The sequence below is a fragment of the Ralstonia mannitolilytica genome (assembly GCF_905397375.1).
In the GTDB taxonomy this organism is placed as follows: Bacteria; Pseudomonadota; Gammaproteobacteria; order Burkholderiales; family Burkholderiaceae; genus Ralstonia; species Ralstonia mannitolilytica.
Genome location: NZ_CAJPVG010000003.1, coordinates 237,296 through 253,996 on the forward strand (window position 1 = coordinate 237,296; position 16,701 = coordinate 253,996).

Here is a 16,701-nt window from a genome sequence, read left to right on the forward strand (position 1 = left end):
TGTCTCGTTGTTGTTTGCGATGGCCTAGAACCAGGCGTCCTGCATATCCAGCGTGGTCGTGTCGAGCGAGCCCAGCAGCGCGATCTGCGGGTCGATCTTCGGCAGTTCCCACTGGAAGAAGTAGCGTGCGGCCTGCAGCTTGCCGCGGTAGAAGTCAGCGTCCTCGCCATGGGCATCCGGCAAGGCCCTGGCGGCGGACAGCGCCTGCTCCAGCCAGATCCACGCGATGACGACGTGGCCGAACGCTTCCAGATACACCGATGCGTTGGCCAGCGTGACGCGCGGATCGCCGGCGGCCCACAGCGTCTGGGTGACCTTGGCGAGCTTCTGCGCAGCCATGCCGAGTGCACGGCCGTGGCCGACCAGCGTTTCGTCGTCGGTTTCCAGCGCGCGCCCGACGGTGGCCTGCACGCGCTCGCCAAGGGCCGTGAACGCGGCGCCGTCGTGCATGACGACCTTGCGGCCGAGCAGGTCCAGGCCCTGGATGCCGTGCGTGCCTTCGTGGATCGGGTTCAGGCGATTGTCGCGGTAGAACTGCTCGACGTTGTATTCGCGCGTGTAGCCGTAGCCGCCGTGCACCTGGATCGCCAGGCTGTTGGCCTCCAGGCACCACTGCGACGGCCAGCTCTTCGCGATCGGGGTGAGGATGTCCAGCAGCAGGCCAAGCTTGGCGCGCTTGGCGGCATCCGTCTCGCCGCGCTCTTCGTCGACCAGCTTGGCGCAATACAGGTTCAGGCCGAGCGCGCCTTCCACGTACGCCTTCTGCGCGAGCAGCATGCGGCGGACATCGGCGTGGTCGATGATGCGGATCTGCGGGGACGCGGGGTCCTTGCCCGACGGCCCCACCGGACGCCCCTGCGGGCGGTTGCGCGCGTAGTCCAGTGCGTGCAGGTAGCCCGTGTAGCCGAGCATCGTCGCGCCCATGCCGACGCCGATGCGCGCCTCGTTCATCATGTGGAACATGCAGGCGAGCCCCTTGTGCGGCTCGCCGACGAGGTAGCCGACGGCACCGGCGCGCGGCTGGCCGTCAGCACCCTTCGGACGGAACTGCGTGCCTTCGCCAAAGTTCAGCAGACAGTTGGTCGTGCCGCGATAGCCCATCTTGTGATTCAGGCCGGCGAGCACCACGTCGTTGCGCTCGCCGAGCGAGCCGTCTTCGTTGACGAGGAACTTCGGCACGATGAACAGCGAAATGCCCTTCACGCCGGGAATCAGCTTGCCGTCCGGGCCAGGGATCTTTGCCAGCACGAGGTGGATGATGTTCTCCGACAGCTCATGCTCGCCGGCGGAGATCCACATCTTGTTGCCGGTCAGGCGGTACTGGGGGCCGAGCCGCGATTCGCCTTCGTACTCCGCGCGCGTGACGATGTCCGACAGCGACGACCCGGCCTGCGGCTCCGACAGGCACATCGTGCCGTAGAAGCGGCCTTCCATCTCGGGCTGCACGAACGTTTCGATCTGCTCCGGCGTGCCGTGCGCGAGCAGCAGGTTCGCATTGCCGATGGTGAGGAACGGATACGAGCTGGTGCCGACGTTGGCGGCCTTGAAGAAGCCGAAACCGGCTTTCTCGACCACGGTGGGCAGTTGCATGCCGCCGAGCTGGAAATCCTGCCCCGCGGCCATCAGGCCGGCCTTGTTGAAAGCGTCCAGCGCGGCCTTCACCTCGGGGATGATGTGGACCCGGGTGCCGTCGAAATGCGGTTCCTGCTGATCGTTCTTCTTGTTATGCGGGGCGAAAAGGTCGGTGGCGATGCGCTCGCAGGTGTCGAGGGCGGCATCGAACGTTTCGCGGGAATGGTCGGCATAACGCGGAATGCGTGTGAGCGATTCGACGTTGAGCCATTCGTAGAGCAGGAAGCTGAGGTCGCGGCGGGATAGCAGTTTCGAGGACATGATGTTGGTGGTGCATCCTGTGTTTCGTGCCCTGCCCGGGCGAGGGCTTTGGGTCAACCCCTTGTTTCGTGCCGTGCCGGGCCCGACTCACCCTCTTCGTCTTGCCAAAGAAAGCAAGCAAAGAAAGGCGCGCGCGAGATGGCGATCAGGCCAGCGCTGCCAGAAACAAAACAGGCTCCCGTTTTGAGCGGGAGCCTGTCTGTTCAGAGCACCTCGAACAGGCCGGCTGCGCCTTGGCCGCCGCCGATGCACATGGTCACGACCACGTACTTGACGCCGCGGCGCTTGCCTTCGATCAGCGCGTGGCCGACCAGGCGTGCACCCGACACGCCGTACGGGTGGCCCACGGCGATGGCGCCGCCGTTGACGTTCAGGCGGTCCATCGGGATGCCAAGCTTGTCTGCGCAGTACAGCACCTGCACGGCGAACGCTTCGTTCAGTTCCCACAGGCCGATGTCTTCCACCTTCAGACCCGCCTTCTTCAGCAGCTTGGGCACGGCAAAGACGGGGCCAATGCCCATTTCGTCCGGCTCGCAGCCGGCCACGGCAAAGCCGCGGAACACGCCCAGCGGCTGCAGGCCCTTGGCGGCTGCCACCTTGCCGTTCATCACCACCGCGGCCGATGCGCCGTCGGAGAACTGGCTGGCGTTGCCGGCCGAGATCACGCCGCCGGGCATGGCGGTGCGGATCTTCGTCACCCCTTCGAGCGTCGTGTCCGGACGAATGCCTTCATCAGCCGAGATCGTGACTTCGCGCGTCATGATCTGCCCGGTCTTGGCATCGGCCACGCCCATGACGGTCGTCATCGGGACGATCTCGTCGTTGAACTTGCCGGCGGCCGCAGCGGCGGCGGCGCGTTGCTGGCTCTGCACGCCGTATTCGTCCTGGCGCTCCTTGCTGATGTTGTAGCGCTTGGCGACGTTCTCGGCGGTCTGCAGCATGCTCCAGTAGATTTCGGGCTTGTGCTTGTTCAGCCAGCCTTCCTGCAGCATGTGGCGGTTCATCTCCTGCTGCACGCACGAGATGGACTCCACCCCGCCGGCCACGAAGATGTCGCCCTCATCGGCGATCACGCGCTGCGCGGCCATCGCGATGGTCTGCAGGCCCGACGAGCAGAAGCGATTGACGGTCGCACCCGGCACGGTCACGGGGCAGCCGGCGCGCAGGGCGATCTGGCGCGCGATGTTGGCGCCCGTCGCGCCTTCCGGGTTCGCGCAGCCCATCAGGACGTCTTCCACCTCGCCCGGCTCGATCTTGGCGCGGGCGATGGCGTGCTGCACTGCGTGGCCGCCGAGCGTGGCGCCGTGCGTCATGTTGAAGGCGCCCTTCCAGCTCTTGGCCAGGCCCGTACGTGCGGTGGAAACGATGACTGCTTCGGTCATGGTGTTGCTCCTCGTATCTGGTGGGGGCGCAGCTTCGGCTGCGCCCGTGGTATTCCGTTATCCGTTCAAGATCGCGTGCGACTGCAACCGCGCGATGCCCGCATCCGTCATGCGCTGCCACGCCTGCGCCAGCGAACCGTTGAGGTCGATCGCGCGGCAGGCATCTTCGATGACGGCGACTTCCAGCCCCGCAGCACGCGCATCCAGTGCCGACCATGCCACGCAGAAATCCGTGGCGAGCCCGACGCAGAACACGCGCTGGACCCCAAGCTCGCGCAGGTAGCCCAGCAGGCCGGTCGGCGTCTTCCGATCCGCTTCAAAGAATGCGGAGTAGCTGTCGATGTCCGGGTGATAGCCCTTGCGGACGATCAACTGCGCATGCGGCACGTCCAGCCCCTCAGCGAGCGCGGCGCCCGTGCTGTGCTGCACACAGTGCACGGGCCACAGCACCTGCTGGCCGTACGGCAGGTCGATCGTGCCGAACGGCTGCGTGCCCGCATGGTTGGCCGAGAACGACACGTGCTCGCGCGGGTGCCAGTCCTGCGTCAGCACCGTGCGCGCAGCGGGCCCGAAGGCCTTGGCGAGCCGGTTGACGACCGGGATGACCTGGTCGCCGTCCGGCACGGCCAGCGCACCGCCGGGCAGAAAGTCGTTCTGCACGTCGATGATCAGCAGGCAGTCGGTGGGCGTGAGTTGCATGGCGGTGATCGCGTCGATGAATTGGCCGCTTATTCAGCCATTGAAGGCCTTGCCCTCGTCGGCCAGCTTCTGCAGCAGCGGGGCGACCTGCCATGCTTCGCCGTGGTAGCCCTTGCTGTAGCGCCGCATGGCTTGCACGACGTTGTACAACCCGACGGTGTCTGCGTAGAGCATCGGGCCGCCACGGAACAGCGGGAAGCCGTAGCCGGTCAGGTACACCATGTCGATATCGGAAGCCTTGGAGGCAATGCCCTCTTCCAGGATCTTCGCGCCTTCGTTGACCAGCGCGAACACCAGGCGCTCCACGATTTCCTCGTCCGAAATCTTGCGGCGCGTGATGCCCAGATCCTTCGAGTGCTGGACGATCATGTCATTGACCTGCTGGTTCGGATACGGCTTGCGGTCACCTGCCTTGTAGTCGTACCAGCCGCCGCCCGTCTTCTGGCCGAAGCGGCCCATCTCGCACAGCAGATCGGCCGTCTTCGAATAGACGATGTCCGGCTTGTCCACGGCGCGGCGCTTGCGGATGGCCCAGCCGATGTCGTTGCCGGCCAGGTCGCCCATGCGGAACGGGCCCATGGCAAAGCCGAATTTTTCGATCGCCCTGTCGACCTGCTCGGGCAGCGCGCCTTCGTCCAGCAGGTAGCCGGCCTGGCGGCTGTATTGCTCGATCATGCGGTTGCCGATGAAGCCGTCGCACACGCCGGAAACGACCGCCGTCTTCTTGATAGCCTTGGCCAGCTTCATGACGGTGGCCAGCACGTCCTTGGCGGTGTCCTTGCCGCGCACGACTTCCAGCAGCTTCATCACGTTGGCCGGGCTGAAGAAGTGCATGCCGACCACGTCCTGCGGGCGCTTGGTGAAGCTGGCGATCTTGTCGACGTCCAGCGTGGAGGTGTTCGACGCCAGGATCGCGCCCTGCTTGACGACTTCGTCGAGCTTCTTGAACACGACCTCCTTGACGCCCATTTCTTCAAAGACGGCCTCGATGACGAGGTCGGCGTCCTTGATGTCGTCGTAGGACAGCGTCGGCTTGAGCAGGGCCATGCGCTGCTCGACCTTCTCTTGCGTGAGCTTGCCCTTCTTGGCGCTGTTCTCGTAGTTCTTGCGGATGGTCGCGACGCCGCGGTCCAGCGCTTCCTGCTTGGTTTCCAGGATCGTCACCGGAATGCCGGCGTTCAGGAAGTTCATCGAGATGCCGCCGCCCATCGTGCCGGCGCCGATCACGGCCACCTTCTCGACCTTGCGCACTGGCGTGTCTTCCGGCACGTCGGGGATCTTGCTCGCAGCGCGCTCGCCGAAGAACGCATGGCGCAGCGCGCGCGATTCAGGCGTGTTCACCAGCTCGATGAACAACTCGCGCTCGAACTTGATGCCGTCGTCGAAGCGTTTTTCGACGGCGGCCTGCACGGCGTCCACGCACTTGCCCGGCGCGGGGAAGTTCTTTGCGACGGCTGCGACCGTGTTGCGCGCGAATTGCAGGAAGCCTTGCGGATTGTCGTGCTCGACCTTGCGATCGCGCAGCTTGGGCAGCTTGCCCTCGGCCGCGGCCTTCAGCGCGAAATCGATGGCGCCGGCCATCAGGTCGCCTTCGATCATCTGGTCGAACAGGCCGCTCTTGGCGAGCTTTTCCGACGGGATGGCGTTGCCGGACACGATCATGTTCAGCGCCGGCTCCAGGCCGATGGCGCGCGGCAGACGTTGCGTGCCGCCTGCGCCCGGCAGGATGCCCAGCTTCACTTCGGGCAGCGCGATCTGCGCGCCGGGTGCGGCCACGCGGAAGTGGCAGCCCATCGCCAGTTCCAGTCCACCGCCCATCGCCACCGAGTGGATGGCCGCGACGACCGGCTTGGTGCTCGACTCGACCGCCTTGATGACAGCGTGCAGCGTCGGCTCCTGGGTTGCCTTGGGGGTGTTGAACTCGCGGATGTCGGCGCCGCCCGAGAAGGCCTTGCCAGCGCCGGTGATCACGATGGCCTTGACGCTCGGGTCGTCGCCCGCCTTGACCATACCTTCAACGATGCCCAGCCGCGTGGAATGGCCAAGGCCGTTGACGGGCGGGTTGCTGAGCGTGATGACGGCAACGCCGTCCTGGACCTTGTACTCCGCAGTCATGCTGGTTCCTTTGGTGATGCGAGGGCCGGCAGATCAGGCGCACCGTGCCTCGCGGTTGAACTGTCTCTCGAATGTCGTTTTTTTAACGCGCGGTAAGGCCGCGACTCGACACAGAATACACAAAATAGCACGGTCGTTCAATTTTTATTTTTGCGCTGCACGGCGCCGTCTGGCGGGCGATGCGGCACGCCTCGGCGGGTTCAAACCGTGTGCTGCAGCACGGATTTTTTGCCCGCTACGTGACGGTTTTGATAGAGTCGCGCATTTCGTTCGCCAGGTGCCCATCAGGCACGGGGACGTCTCGTCACATTTCGTCGATTTGATTCGCGATCCGAGCAAAATCGACCACTCTGTATCCATGTCAGAACACGCTACCCCGTCCTCAGAGACGCCGGGCTTGCGCCGCACATTGCGCGCGCGCCATCTCACCATGATCGCCATCGGCGGGTCGATCGGCACCGGGCTCTTCGTGGCCTCGGGCGCGTCGGTCTCGCAGGCCGGCCCCGGAGGCGCCCTCGCCGCCTACATCCTGATCGGGGCGATGGTCTATTTCCTGATGACCAGCCTAGGCGAGCTTGCCGCCTATATGCCGGTTTCGGGGTCGTTTGCCACCTACGGTGCGCTGTACGTGGACGAAGGCTTCGGCTTCGCGCTCGGCTGGAACTATTGGTACAACTGGGCCGTGACGATTGCCGTGGAGCTGGCGGCCGCGCAGCTCGTCATGCATTACTGGTTTCCCGATGTGCCGGGCGTGCTGTGGAGCGCCGTGTTCCTCGCCGTCATGTTCCTGCTCAACGCCATCTCGGTGCGCGGCTTTGGCGAGGCGGAATACTGGTTCGCGCTCATCAAGGTCGTCACGGTCATCTTCTTCATCGGCATTGGCCTGGCGATGATCTTCGGGATCATGAAGGGCGGTCCGCAATCGGGCCTGCAGAATCTGACGATCGGTGATGCGCCGTTTGTGGGCGGACTGCCGGCGATGATCGGCGTGGCGATGATCGCGGGGTTCTCGTTTCAGGGGACGGAGCTGATCGGCGTGGCGGCTGGCGAATCGGCCGACCCGGCACGCACCATTCCGCGTGCGGTCAAGCAGGTGTTCTGGCGCATCCTGCTGTTTTATGTACTGGCCATCTTCATCATCGGCGTGCTGGTGCCGTACACCGATCCGAATCTGCTGTCGACGGAAGTCACCAACATTGGCGTGAGCCCGTTCACGCTGGTGTTCAAGCATGCCGGCCTGGCGTTTGCGGCGGGGTTGATGAATGCGGTGATCCTGACGGCCGTGCTGTCGGCGGGCAACTCGGGCATGTATGCATCCACGCGGATGCTCTACAACCTGGCGACGGAAGGCCGGGCGCCGCGCATCTTTGCGCAGCTCTCCCGGAACGGTGTGCCGCGCAATGCACTGCTGGCCACAACGGCCGTGGGCGCGCTGTGCTTCCTGAGCTCGCTGTACGGCGACAAGACGGTCTACCTGTGGTTGCTCAACACGTCCGGCATGACCGGCTTTGTGGCGTGGCTCGGCATTGCCGTCAGCCACTACCGCTTTCGCAAGGGGCTGGTGGCGCAGGGGCATGATCCGTCGCAACTGCCGTATCGCTCCAAATTCTTCCCGTACGGACCGCTGTTCGCGTTTGCGCTGTGCCTGGTCATCACGCTGGGCCAGAACTATCAGGCGTTCACCAGCGGCACGATCGACTGGCCGGCGGTGATCGCCACCTATATCGGCATCCCGATCTTCTTTGCGATCTGGTTCGGTTACCGGCTCGTGCGCGGCGGCGGCATCGTGCGCTACCAGGACATGCACTTCCCGCGCCCGCCCGTCACGCGCGACCCGCTGGCCGGCCAGGATGCCGGCCCCGAACTTCCGACCGTCTCCACCCGCGCGCCGCAATAACCCTGCCCGCCTGCCGATCGCTTTGCGCCGGCGGGCGTTTTGATTGTTGGACGCCCGACCACGGCTTCACTGTCATGCATACACCCATCACCCCCACCGGGCTCGAGGCTCAATCCCAACTGCGCCGCCGCCTGCGCTCGCGCCACATCATGATGATCGCCCTGAGCGGCGCCATCGGCACGGGCCTGTTCGTCGCGTCCGGCGCGTCGATTGCGCAGGCCGGCCCGGGCGGCGCCCTGCTCACCTACACGCTCATCGGCGTCATGGTCTATTGCCTGATGACGAGCCTCGGCGAGCTGGCGGTGCATCTGCCGGTGTCCGGCTCGTTTGTGACCTACAGCCGGCTGTATGTGGAAGAAGGCTTTGGCTTTGCGCTCGGGTGGAACTACTGGTTCTCATTGGCCGTGACGGTGGCGGTTGAGCTGGCGGCGGCCCAGCTGGTGATGAAGTACTGGTTTCCGGGGGTGTCGGGCATCGTGTGGAGCGCCGCGTTCCTGCTGCTCATGTTCATGCTCAACGCCTTCTCGGTGCGCGGCTTTGGTGAAGCGGAATACTGGTTCTCGATGGTGAAGGTAGTGACCATTGTCGTGTTCCTGCTGATCGGGCTGGCCATGGTCTTCGGCATCATGCACGGCGGGCCGGCTTCCGGCTGGCACAACTTCACTGTCGGCGACGCGCCGTTCGTGGGCGGCGTACCGGCCATGGTGGGCGTGGCGATGATCGCCGGGTTCTCGTTCCAGGGCGTGGAGACCGTGGGCGTGGCGGCCGGCGAGGCGGAGAACCCTTCGCGCACGATCCCGCGCGCGATCCGCCAGACGTTCTGGCGCATCCTGCTGTTCTATGTGCTGGCGATTCTCATCATCGGCGTGCTGCTGCCGTACACCGATCCGAACCTGCTGCGCAATGAAGCCACCGACATCGGTGTGAGCCCGTTCACGCTGGTGTTCCAGCATGCCGGCCTCGCGTTTGCCGCCGGGATGATGAACGCGGTGGTGCTGACTGCGCTGCTGTCGTCGGGCACCTCGAGCCTTTATGTATCGACGCGGATCCTCTACGACCTCGCGCTCGAAGGCCAGGCGCCGCGCTGGTTTGCGAAGGTGTCGGGCAACGGCGTGCCGCATCGGGCGCTGGTCGTCACGTCGGCCGTGGGCGCGCTGTGCTTCTTCAGTTCACTGTTTGGCGACCAGGTCGTCTACCTGTGGCTGCTGAACACGTCTGCGGTCACGTGCTTCATCGCCTGGTTCGGCATCGCCCTGGCGCACTACCGCTTCCGCAAGGGTTTCGTGAGCCAGGGCCATTCGGTGAGGCAGCTGGCCTATCGGTCGCCGTTCTTTCCGTTCGGGCCGATCATGGTGGCGATCCTTTGCGTGGTGATCATCCTCGGGCAGAACACCAAGGCGCTGCTTGCGCCGGTCGAGAACCTTGGCGCGTTCCTGTCGACGTATTGCGGTGTGTTCGTATTCGTGGCGATCTGGCTCGTATACCGCTGGAAGTTCAAGACGCGGTTTGTGCCGTATGCGCAGATGCAGTTCAGCACTGCGCACCTGGCGGCCGAGGCGGCGGATGCGCCTGCAGGGGCTCAGGGGGATGCGCGGCCCTCTTCGGCCGTCTCCGGCAAGGCCTGAGCGCCACGGTGCGCAAGACACCGTGAACAAAAAAAAGGCGGCACATTGGCCGCCTATCTTCTTGCCCGCCGACTGAGAATCAGACTTCCACGCCCTGGCTCTGCAGGTACTCGTCGTACGTGCCAAGGTAGTCGGTCAGCGTGCCGTCGGTACGCACTTCGATGATGCGTGTTGCCAGCCCGCTGACGAATTCGCGGTCATGCGATACGAAGATCAGCGTGCCTTCGAACTTGTCGAGCGCGATCTGCAGCGATTCGATCGACTCCATGTCCATGTGGTTGGTCGGCTCGTCCAGCGCCAGCACGTTGTGGCGGCCCAGCATCAGCTTGCCCCAGATCATGCGGCCCTTCTCGCCGCCCGAGAGCACCTTGACGCTCTTCTTGATGTCGTCGGCCGAGAACAGCAGACGTCCGAGCGTGCCGCGCAGCGACTGGTCGTCATCGCCGGCCTGCGTCCACTGGCTCATCCAGTCCATCAGGTCGCGGTCTTCGGGGAATTCTTCGTAGGTGTCCTGCGGCATGTAGCCGACGTTGGCGTGCTCGGCCCACTTGACGGTACCGCCGTCCAACTCGATGCCGCGCTGCACGCCGGTCTTGACGGCGCCGTTGAGCAGGCAACGCAGCAGCGTCGTCTTGCCCGCGCCGTTCTCGCCGATGATGGCGATCTTTTCGCCGGCGCGCACGGCCATGGTCAGGCCGTCGAAGATCGTGCGGTCGTACCGCTTGCGTGCGTTCTCGGTTTCCACGGCCAGGTTGTGCAGCTTCTTCTCGAACTCGAAGCGGATGAACGGGTTCTGGCGCGACGACGGCTTGATGTCTTCCACCTTGATCTTGTCGATCTGCTTGAGGCGCGACGTGGCCTGGCGTGCCTTGGACTTGTTGGCCGAGAAGCGGCGCACGAAGTCCTGCAGGTCGGCAATGCGCTCCTTGGCGCGGGCGTTGGCCGCCATCTGGCGTTCGCGCGCCTGCATGGAGGCTTCCATGTAGTCGTCGTAGTTGCCCGGGTAGACCTTCAGCGTGCCGTAGTCCATGTCGGCCATGTGCGTGCAGACCGAGTTCAGGAAGTGGCGATCGTGGGAAATGATGATCATGGTGGAATTGCGCTCGTTGAGCACCGATTCCAGCCAGCGGATCGTGTTGATGTCGAGGTTGTTGGTCGGTTCGTCCAGCAGCAGGACATCGGGGTTCGAAAACAGCGCCTGCGCCAGCAGCACGCGCAGCTTCCAGCCCGGGGCGACCGCGCTCATCGGGCCGTTGTGCTGGTCGGTCGGGATGCCGACGCCCAGCAGCAGTTCGCCGGCGCGGGCTTCGGCCGTGTACCCGTCGTATTCGGCGTACTTCGCCTCCAGTTCGGCGGCCTTCATGTAGTCTTCGTCGGTCGCTTCCGGGTTGGCGTAGATGGCGTCGCGCTCCTGCGCGGCGGCCCACATCTCGGTGTGGCCCATCATCACCACGTCCAGCACGCGCATGTCTTCGTAGGCGAACTGGTCCTGGCGCAGCTTGCCCAGGCGGACGCCCGGTTCCAGCATCACGGTGCCCGAGCTCGGCTCCAGATCGCCACCCAGGATCTTCATGAAGGTCGACTTGCCGCAACCGTTGGCGCCGATCAGGCCATAGCGATTGCCCTCGCCAAACTTGACCGAGATGTTCTCGAACAAGGGCTTGGGCCCGAACTGCATGGTGATGTTGGCGGTGGAAAGCACGTGAAGACCTTGATTGGAAAGCGGTGAGCCGGCGCCGCGCACACATTGCGGACACCGTTTGGGAAACCGGAGATTTTACCACCCGCCGGTGATGCGGATGGCCGTGTGGTCAGGCCCTGAGCGTCGGATAGCCCGACAGGTGCAGCGTAAAGCCCGTGGCGTCCACGTCGAGCGTCGCCTGCGCGCCAATCGGCAGCGTCGCCTTGGTCGGGCAATGTCCGAACGGCAAGCCCGTCAGCACCGGAATCGACAGATGCTCGGCCAGGTAAGCCCGCATGGCGTCGAAGTCGTAGCCGGCATCATACGGCGTGGTGCGATAGCCGGAGAAATCGCCCAGCACCAGCGCCTGCTGGGTATCGAGCACGCCAGCCTGCTGCAGCTGCAGCAGCATGCGCTCGATGCGGTACGGGTGCTCGTTGATGTCCTCAACGAAGAGAATGCCGTCACGGATGTCGGGCAGATACGGCGTACCGACCAGGCTGGACAGCATCGCCAGGTTGCCGCCCCACAGCGTGCCGGCATAGCGCCCCGGATGCGCGCATTCCTTTGGCTGCGGCACATCCACGCGCAGCGTGTACGTCGGGCTGCGCAGGACGCCCCAGAAGTGCTCGAGCATGAACGGATCAACCGTTTCCAGCCCGAAATCGGAGCACACGTGCGGGCCGGCAAACGTCACGCCGCCCGTGGCCGCGAGGTACGCGAGCGAAAACACGGTGAAATCGCTGTGCCCAACGATGATCGCGTTGGTGGCCTGCGCGCGGCGGCCGATGTCGATGAAATCGATGCGGTCCAGCAGCCGCGTGAGGCCGTAGCCGCCGCGGATAGCCATGGCGATTTCCTGGCCGCTGCCGGCGCCGATCTGGTGCAGGTCGGCCAGACGCGCAAGTTCGCCGCCGGCAAAGCGCTGATGGCGGCGATGCAGGCATTCACGGTTGACGATCGTGCAGCCCTGGCCTTCAAGAAACGCCACGCCGCGCTCGGCGACGGCCGCATCGTTCGGGTAGCCGGAAGGCGCAATCAGGCGAACGGTAGTCATGTCGTGGGGTCGTTGGGCTCAATGGAGGCCAGTCGCGCAGCCTTTTGGCTCGCGCGGCGCTCGGCAAAGAAGGCGCGCAGCATGTCGCCGCATTCCTGCGCGAGCACGCTGCCGGTGATGGCGGTCTGGTGGTTCAGCCGCGTCTCGGCAAACAGGTCGAGGATGCTGCCCGCGGCGCCCGTCTTGGGGTCCGGCGCGCCGTAGACGACGCGCGCCACACGGGCATGCAGCATGGCGCCGGCGCACATCACGCACGGCTCCAGCGTCACGAAGACTTCGCAGTCGGGCAGGCGGTAGTTGCCCAGCTTCTCGGCGGCCTGGCGCAGGGCGCGCATCTCGGCATGCGCCGATGGGTCGTGCGTGCCGATCGGCGCGTTGTAGCCAACGCCGACGATCTCGTTGCCGCGCACGACCACTGCGCCCACCGGCACCTCGCCCTGCCCCCATGCGAACTTGGCCTGCACGAGCGCCTGCTGCATCCAGTAACCGTCGCGCTCGTGGGCGGACATGTCGGCGGGCGGGGTCAGGACGTGCGGTGTGGTCATGCGATCCGGCGCTGTCGAATCAATCCTGCTCGTGCGGGCGCGCGAGCTTCACGTCGGCCCAGCAGTTCGGGGTTTCGTACAGCACGAGCTTGGACAGGCGCAGATGGTGCCCGAACGTGTTACGGAACACCGGCTCGAGAATGTCGAAGGCCACCTGCGCGAGGTTCTCGACGGTGGGCACGTCATTCAGCACGACGGTCTTATGACCGCCTTCCATGTCGTTCAGGAATTCAACGAGCTTGGTGTCGCCGCGATAGACGAGGAAAGCGTGATCCCACAGGTCGACGAGATGCTTGTTGGCGAGCTGCTTGACGTCGCCGAAGTCGAGGATCATGCCGTCGTCGGCGGCTTTGTCGTTGTGCAGAACTTCGCCGGTCAGCGTGAGTTCGAGCTGATAGCGATGGCCGTGCAGGTTGCGGCACTGGCCGGCATGGCCCGGGATGCGGTGGCCGGCGTCGAATTCGAGCCGGCGCGTAATGGAAACGGTCTTGGTCATGGAGCAAGGTGGCGGCAGCGGGCGCCGCGAAACGGCTGGAACCGGCAGAAAACCGGGGACAAAGTGCTGCGGCCCGCCTTAGCGGATGCCCAGCATCTTATGGGTTTGCAGCGACAGGCGCCAGCGCGGCCGGCGCTGGCACAGCTCAACGGCAGCCGCCGTATTTTGCCGGGCGAGCGGGCCGTCCATGGCCTGCAGGAAGAAATGCTGGAAATCCAGCCGTTCGTATGCGTCGAGGTCTTGCCCGTCTTGCGGGATCACCACCTTCAGCTCGTCGCCGCGCGTGACGACAAGTTCAGAGCCCATCTTGGGGCTCACGCACACCCAATCGATGCCCTCCGGCACGGCGATGGTGCCGTTGGTCTCGATGGCGATTTCGAAGCCGCGTGCGTGCAGCGCGTCGATCAGCGGCTTGTCGAGTTGCAGCAGCGGCTCGCCGCCGGTGCAGATGACGAGCGGCTTGCCGCCCGTGGCGCTGGCCGGCCATTCGGCGGCAACGGTATCGGCGAGTGCGTCGGCGGTGGCGTATTTGCCGCCTTGCGTGCCGTCCGTGCCGACGAAGTCGGTGTCACAGAACTGGCAGACGGCGGTGGCGCGATCGGCTTCGCGCCCACTCCAGAGATTGCAGCCGGCAAAGCGGCAGAAGACAGCTGCGCGGCCGGTGTTGGCACCCTCGCCTTGCAGCGTGTAGAAGATTTCCTTGACGGCGTAAGTCATGTCTGAACGGTGGCATTCACAGGAGAACGACGCAGAAGCGACGTAATTCCCGCGCAAACCGTACCAGTGCCCACTAGTGATTAACCCGATATTGTTTCACAAATCGGGCTCGTGCGTCGCCCTACCCGCAGAAGGACGCCAACGTCACAAAAGAAAATGCACCTTCCGGCGTCAGCCACGCCGCAAAGACCAGGGCAGCGCCGGCCGCCGCCAGCGTCCACACCGCCCATCGATTGAGTCGATCCTTCATGCCGGTAGCGCCATCGGCGTGCGCGCAAGTTGGCGATCGTCGATCGGCCAGTGCAGCAGCGCGGCCACCACGCCGAGCACCATCGCGCCAAACCAGATTGCATCGTAGGAATGCAGGCGGTCGTACACCACGCCGCCCAGCCACACGCCCAGGAAGGCGCCGACCTGGTGACCGAGGAACACGAACCCGAACAGCGTGCCGATATAGCGCACGCCAAACACCTGCGACAGCAGCCCATTCGTGAGCGGCACCGTGCCGAGCCACAGCAGGCCCATCACGATGGCAAACGCATACAGCGTTGCCGGCGACAGCGGCAGCAGGATGAACAGCGCAATCGCCCCCGTGCGGATCAGGTACAGCAAGGACAGCAGATACTTGCGCCGGAATAATCCCCCCAGCACGCCGCAGCAATACGTGCCGACGATGTTGGCGGCAGCGATGAGCGCCAGCGCCACCATGCCGTGCCGGCCTGTCAGGCCCTTGTCGAGCAGATATGCCGGCATGTGCGCGCCGATGAAGGCGAGCTGGAAGCCGCACGTCAGGAACCCGAGGTTCAGCAGCCAGAAGCCCGGATGTGCAAACGCTTCACGGATCGCCGCGCCCATGCTCTGGTGCGCGCCCGGCACTGCGGTGGTGGACGCTCTCTCGCGCAGCGGCGCCGCCAGCGGCAACGACAGCGCCATCACCGCCGCCAGGATCACCAGGGCCATCACCCACCCGGCGGTGCCCAGCAGCCCCTGCGCCGTCGGCACCATCACGAACTGGCCGACGCCGCCCACCGCGCCCGCCACGCCCAGCGCCCAGCTGCGCCGCTCGGGCGGCGTCAACCGGCTGATCGCGCCATACACCACGCCGAACGACGTGCCTGAGAGCCCCAGCCCGATCAGCCCCCCGGCCGAGAGCGTGAAGCCCAGCGGCGTGCCCGCATGTGCCATCAGCAGCAAACCGAGCGCATAGACGACGATGCCGGCCACCACCACCTTGGCGGCCCCGTAGCGGTCGGCCAGCATGCCCGAAAAAGGCTGTGCCGCGCCCCAGATGAGGTTTTGCAACGCGATCGCCAGGCCGAAGGTTTCGCGTGTCCAGCCATGGCCCATCGTGACGGGCACGAGGAAGAGCCCTTGCACGTGCCGAATGCCCAGCGCCACGCCGATCACCGCGCCGCCGGCCAATACCGGCAACCAGGGCGATTGCGTGAGAGATTTCGAGGTCATGAGCGTTTTTCTCCGATGTGACTGACATTCCGGCTTCGCAAGCGTGGGGAGCGTGCATGAGACTGGAATGTCGTCCGATGGCTTATTAAACTTCGCCCTATCCAGCTTCTCAATTGATCTTTGAGAACGCCTTGCATGAGGAAAGCGCATGTCGACTCCCCTGGTTCGATTGGCCTCCCTGGACTTGCTGCGCGGCTTCGTGGCGGTAGGCCGGCGCATGAGCATCACGCTCGCGGCCGATGATCTGTGCCTGACGCAATCGGCGGTGAGCCGGCAGGTGTCTGCATTGGAAGAGGCGCTGGGTGTGAAGCTGCTGGTACGCGGGCACCGCTCGATTGCGTTCACGCCCGAGGGCGAACGCCTGTTCCGCAGCGCCGACAGCGCCGTGCAGCAGTTGCAGGACGCCATCGGCGCCATTCGCGTGGCGGCCGAACGGCGGCCGGTCACGATCACCGCCAGCATCGGCGTCACCGGCCTGTGGCTGCTGCCGCGCCTCGCTCGCTTCCAGCAGCAATACCCCGACATCGACGTGCGCGTGGCCACCAACAACCGCCTCGTCGACCTGAAGAACGAAGGCATTGAACTTGCCATCCGGTATTGCCCACCGAGCGATGCGCCGCCCGGTGCAATCCGGCTGTTTGGGGAGACCGTGGCGCCGGTCGCGCATCCGTCGCTGGGACTGCGCTCGCTGGATTCCGCCGATGCGCTGGCCGGCCAGACCCTGCTCGACTTCGACGACCGCGACCTGCGCCGCCCCTGGCTCCAATGGACCGACTGGCTGGCCGCCGCCGGCTGGAGCCACGCCAAACCCCGCACCGTGCTGCGCTTCAACCAGCACGACCAGATCATCCATGCGGCGATGGCCGGCCAGGGCATCGCACTCGGCCGCCTGGAGCTGATCGCGCCGCTGCTGGCCGCCGGCCGGCTGGTGACCATTCCGACCACCGCGCCGGGGGTACGCAACGCGCATGCATATTGGCTGGTCCAGGCCGAGCCGAACCCCCGCAAAGACGTGCGCAATGTGGCCGAGTGGATCCGCGCGGAAGCCGCCGAGCAGCATTCGCATGCGCCAGGCGCATCCGAACTTGCGTGAAACGCGTTTGAGCCCGGGCGGCGCGGCCCGTCTAATG

Annotated in this window: 14 protein-coding genes; 3 read left to right on the plus strand and 11 right to left on the minus strand. The window is 65.2% G+C overall.

Annotated elements, in window-relative coordinates; genetic code table 11:
- Positions 1–24: 24 nt before the first annotated feature.
- The 4 genes from KHN96_RS09210 to KHN96_RS09225 form a co-directional block, all read right to left on the minus strand.
- Positions 25–1,893: an acyl-CoA dehydrogenase gene (locus KHN96_RS09210; RefSeq protein WP_062739191.1), complete on the minus strand. Its 1,869-nt coding sequence runs from the start codon at positions 1,891–1,893 to the stop codon at positions 25–27.
- A gap of 203 nt (positions 1,894–2,096) precedes the next feature.
- Entirely contained in the window at positions 2,097–3,275 is a 1,179-nt protein-coding gene (locus KHN96_RS09215; protein ID WP_045786800.1) for an acetyl-CoA C-acyltransferase, read from the minus strand.
- A gap of 57 nt (positions 3,276–3,332) precedes the next feature.
- Positions 3,333–3,974, minus strand: a complete 642-nt coding sequence (gene pncA, locus KHN96_RS09220; RefSeq protein ID WP_062739190.1) for a bifunctional nicotinamidase/pyrazinamidase — start codon at positions 3,972–3,974, stop codon at positions 3,333–3,335.
- A 33-nt stretch (positions 3,975–4,007) separates the two neighbouring features.
- Positions 4,008–6,089, minus strand: coding sequence for a 3-hydroxyacyl-CoA dehydrogenase NAD-binding domain-containing protein (locus KHN96_RS09225; RefSeq protein WP_115043935.1), 2,082 nt, complete (start codon positions 6,087–6,089; stop codon positions 4,008–4,010).
- 358 nt (positions 6,090–6,447) lie between these two features.
- Between KHN96_RS09225 and KHN96_RS09230 the strand changes: the two genes are divergently transcribed.
- Both KHN96_RS09230 and KHN96_RS09235 read left to right on the plus strand, forming a co-directional pair.
- A complete protein-coding gene (locus KHN96_RS09230; protein ID WP_062739188.1) occupies positions 6,448–7,986 on the plus strand; it encodes an amino acid permease in 1,539 nt (512 codons plus the stop codon).
- Between the two features lie 74 nt (positions 7,987–8,060).
- Positions 8,061–9,611 carry an amino acid permease gene (locus KHN96_RS09235; RefSeq protein ID WP_062739187.1) on the plus strand — a complete coding sequence of 517 codons (1,551 nt, stop codon included), beginning with the start codon at positions 8,061–8,063 and terminating at the stop codon, positions 9,609–9,611.
- 79 nt (positions 9,612–9,690) lie between these two features.
- Here KHN96_RS09235 and KHN96_RS09240 read toward each other — a convergent pair whose 3' ends face one another.
- The 7 genes from KHN96_RS09240 to KHN96_RS09265 form a co-directional block, all read right to left on the minus strand.
- Positions 9,691–11,313: an ABC-F family ATPase gene (locus KHN96_RS09240; RefSeq protein ID WP_045786795.1), complete on the minus strand. Its 1,623-nt coding sequence runs from the start codon at positions 11,311–11,313 to the stop codon at positions 9,691–9,693.
- Between the two features lie 109 nt (positions 11,314–11,422).
- A complete protein-coding gene (gene ldcA, locus KHN96_RS09245; RefSeq protein WP_062739186.1) occupies positions 11,423–12,349 on the minus strand; it encodes a muramoyltetrapeptide carboxypeptidase in 927 nt (308 codons plus the stop codon).
- The gene (tadA, locus tag KHN96_RS09250; RefSeq protein ID WP_045786793.1) at positions 12,346–12,894 is read right to left on the minus strand and encodes a tRNA adenosine(34) deaminase TadA; all 549 of its coding nucleotides are present in this window, start codon (positions 12,892–12,894) and stop codon (positions 12,346–12,348) included. The genes ldcA and tadA overlap by 4 nt, the downstream gene beginning before the upstream one ends.
- A 19-nt stretch (positions 12,895–12,913) precedes the next feature.
- Positions 12,914–13,390: a 6-carboxytetrahydropterin synthase QueD gene (gene queD, locus KHN96_RS09255; protein WP_009238193.1), complete on the minus strand. Its 477-nt coding sequence runs from the start codon at positions 13,388–13,390 to the stop codon at positions 12,914–12,916.
- A gap of 78 nt (positions 13,391–13,468) precedes the next feature.
- On the minus strand, positions 13,469–14,107 hold the full coding sequence (queE, locus tag KHN96_RS09260; protein WP_062739185.1) for a 7-carboxy-7-deazaguanine synthase: 639 nt from the start codon (positions 14,105–14,107) through the stop codon (positions 13,469–13,471).
- Between the two features lie 121 nt (positions 14,108–14,228).
- Positions 14,229–14,357: a hypothetical protein gene (locus KHN96_RS22925; RefSeq protein WP_258558383.1), complete on the minus strand. Its 129-nt coding sequence runs from the start codon at positions 14,355–14,357 to the stop codon at positions 14,229–14,231.
- A complete protein-coding gene (locus KHN96_RS09265; RefSeq protein ID WP_062739184.1) occupies positions 14,354–15,571 on the minus strand; it encodes an MFS transporter in 1,218 nt (405 codons plus the stop codon). The genes KHN96_RS22925 and KHN96_RS09265 overlap by 4 nt, the downstream gene beginning before the upstream one ends.
- A 148-nt stretch (positions 15,572–15,719) precedes the next feature.
- Here KHN96_RS09265 and KHN96_RS09270 point away from each other — a divergent pair, with 148 nt between their 5' ends.
- On the plus strand, positions 15,720–16,664 hold the full coding sequence (locus tag KHN96_RS09270) for a LysR substrate-binding domain-containing protein (protein WP_062739183.1): 945 nt from the start codon (positions 15,720–15,722) through the stop codon (positions 16,662–16,664).
- Positions 16,665–16,701 lie beyond the last annotated feature (37 nt).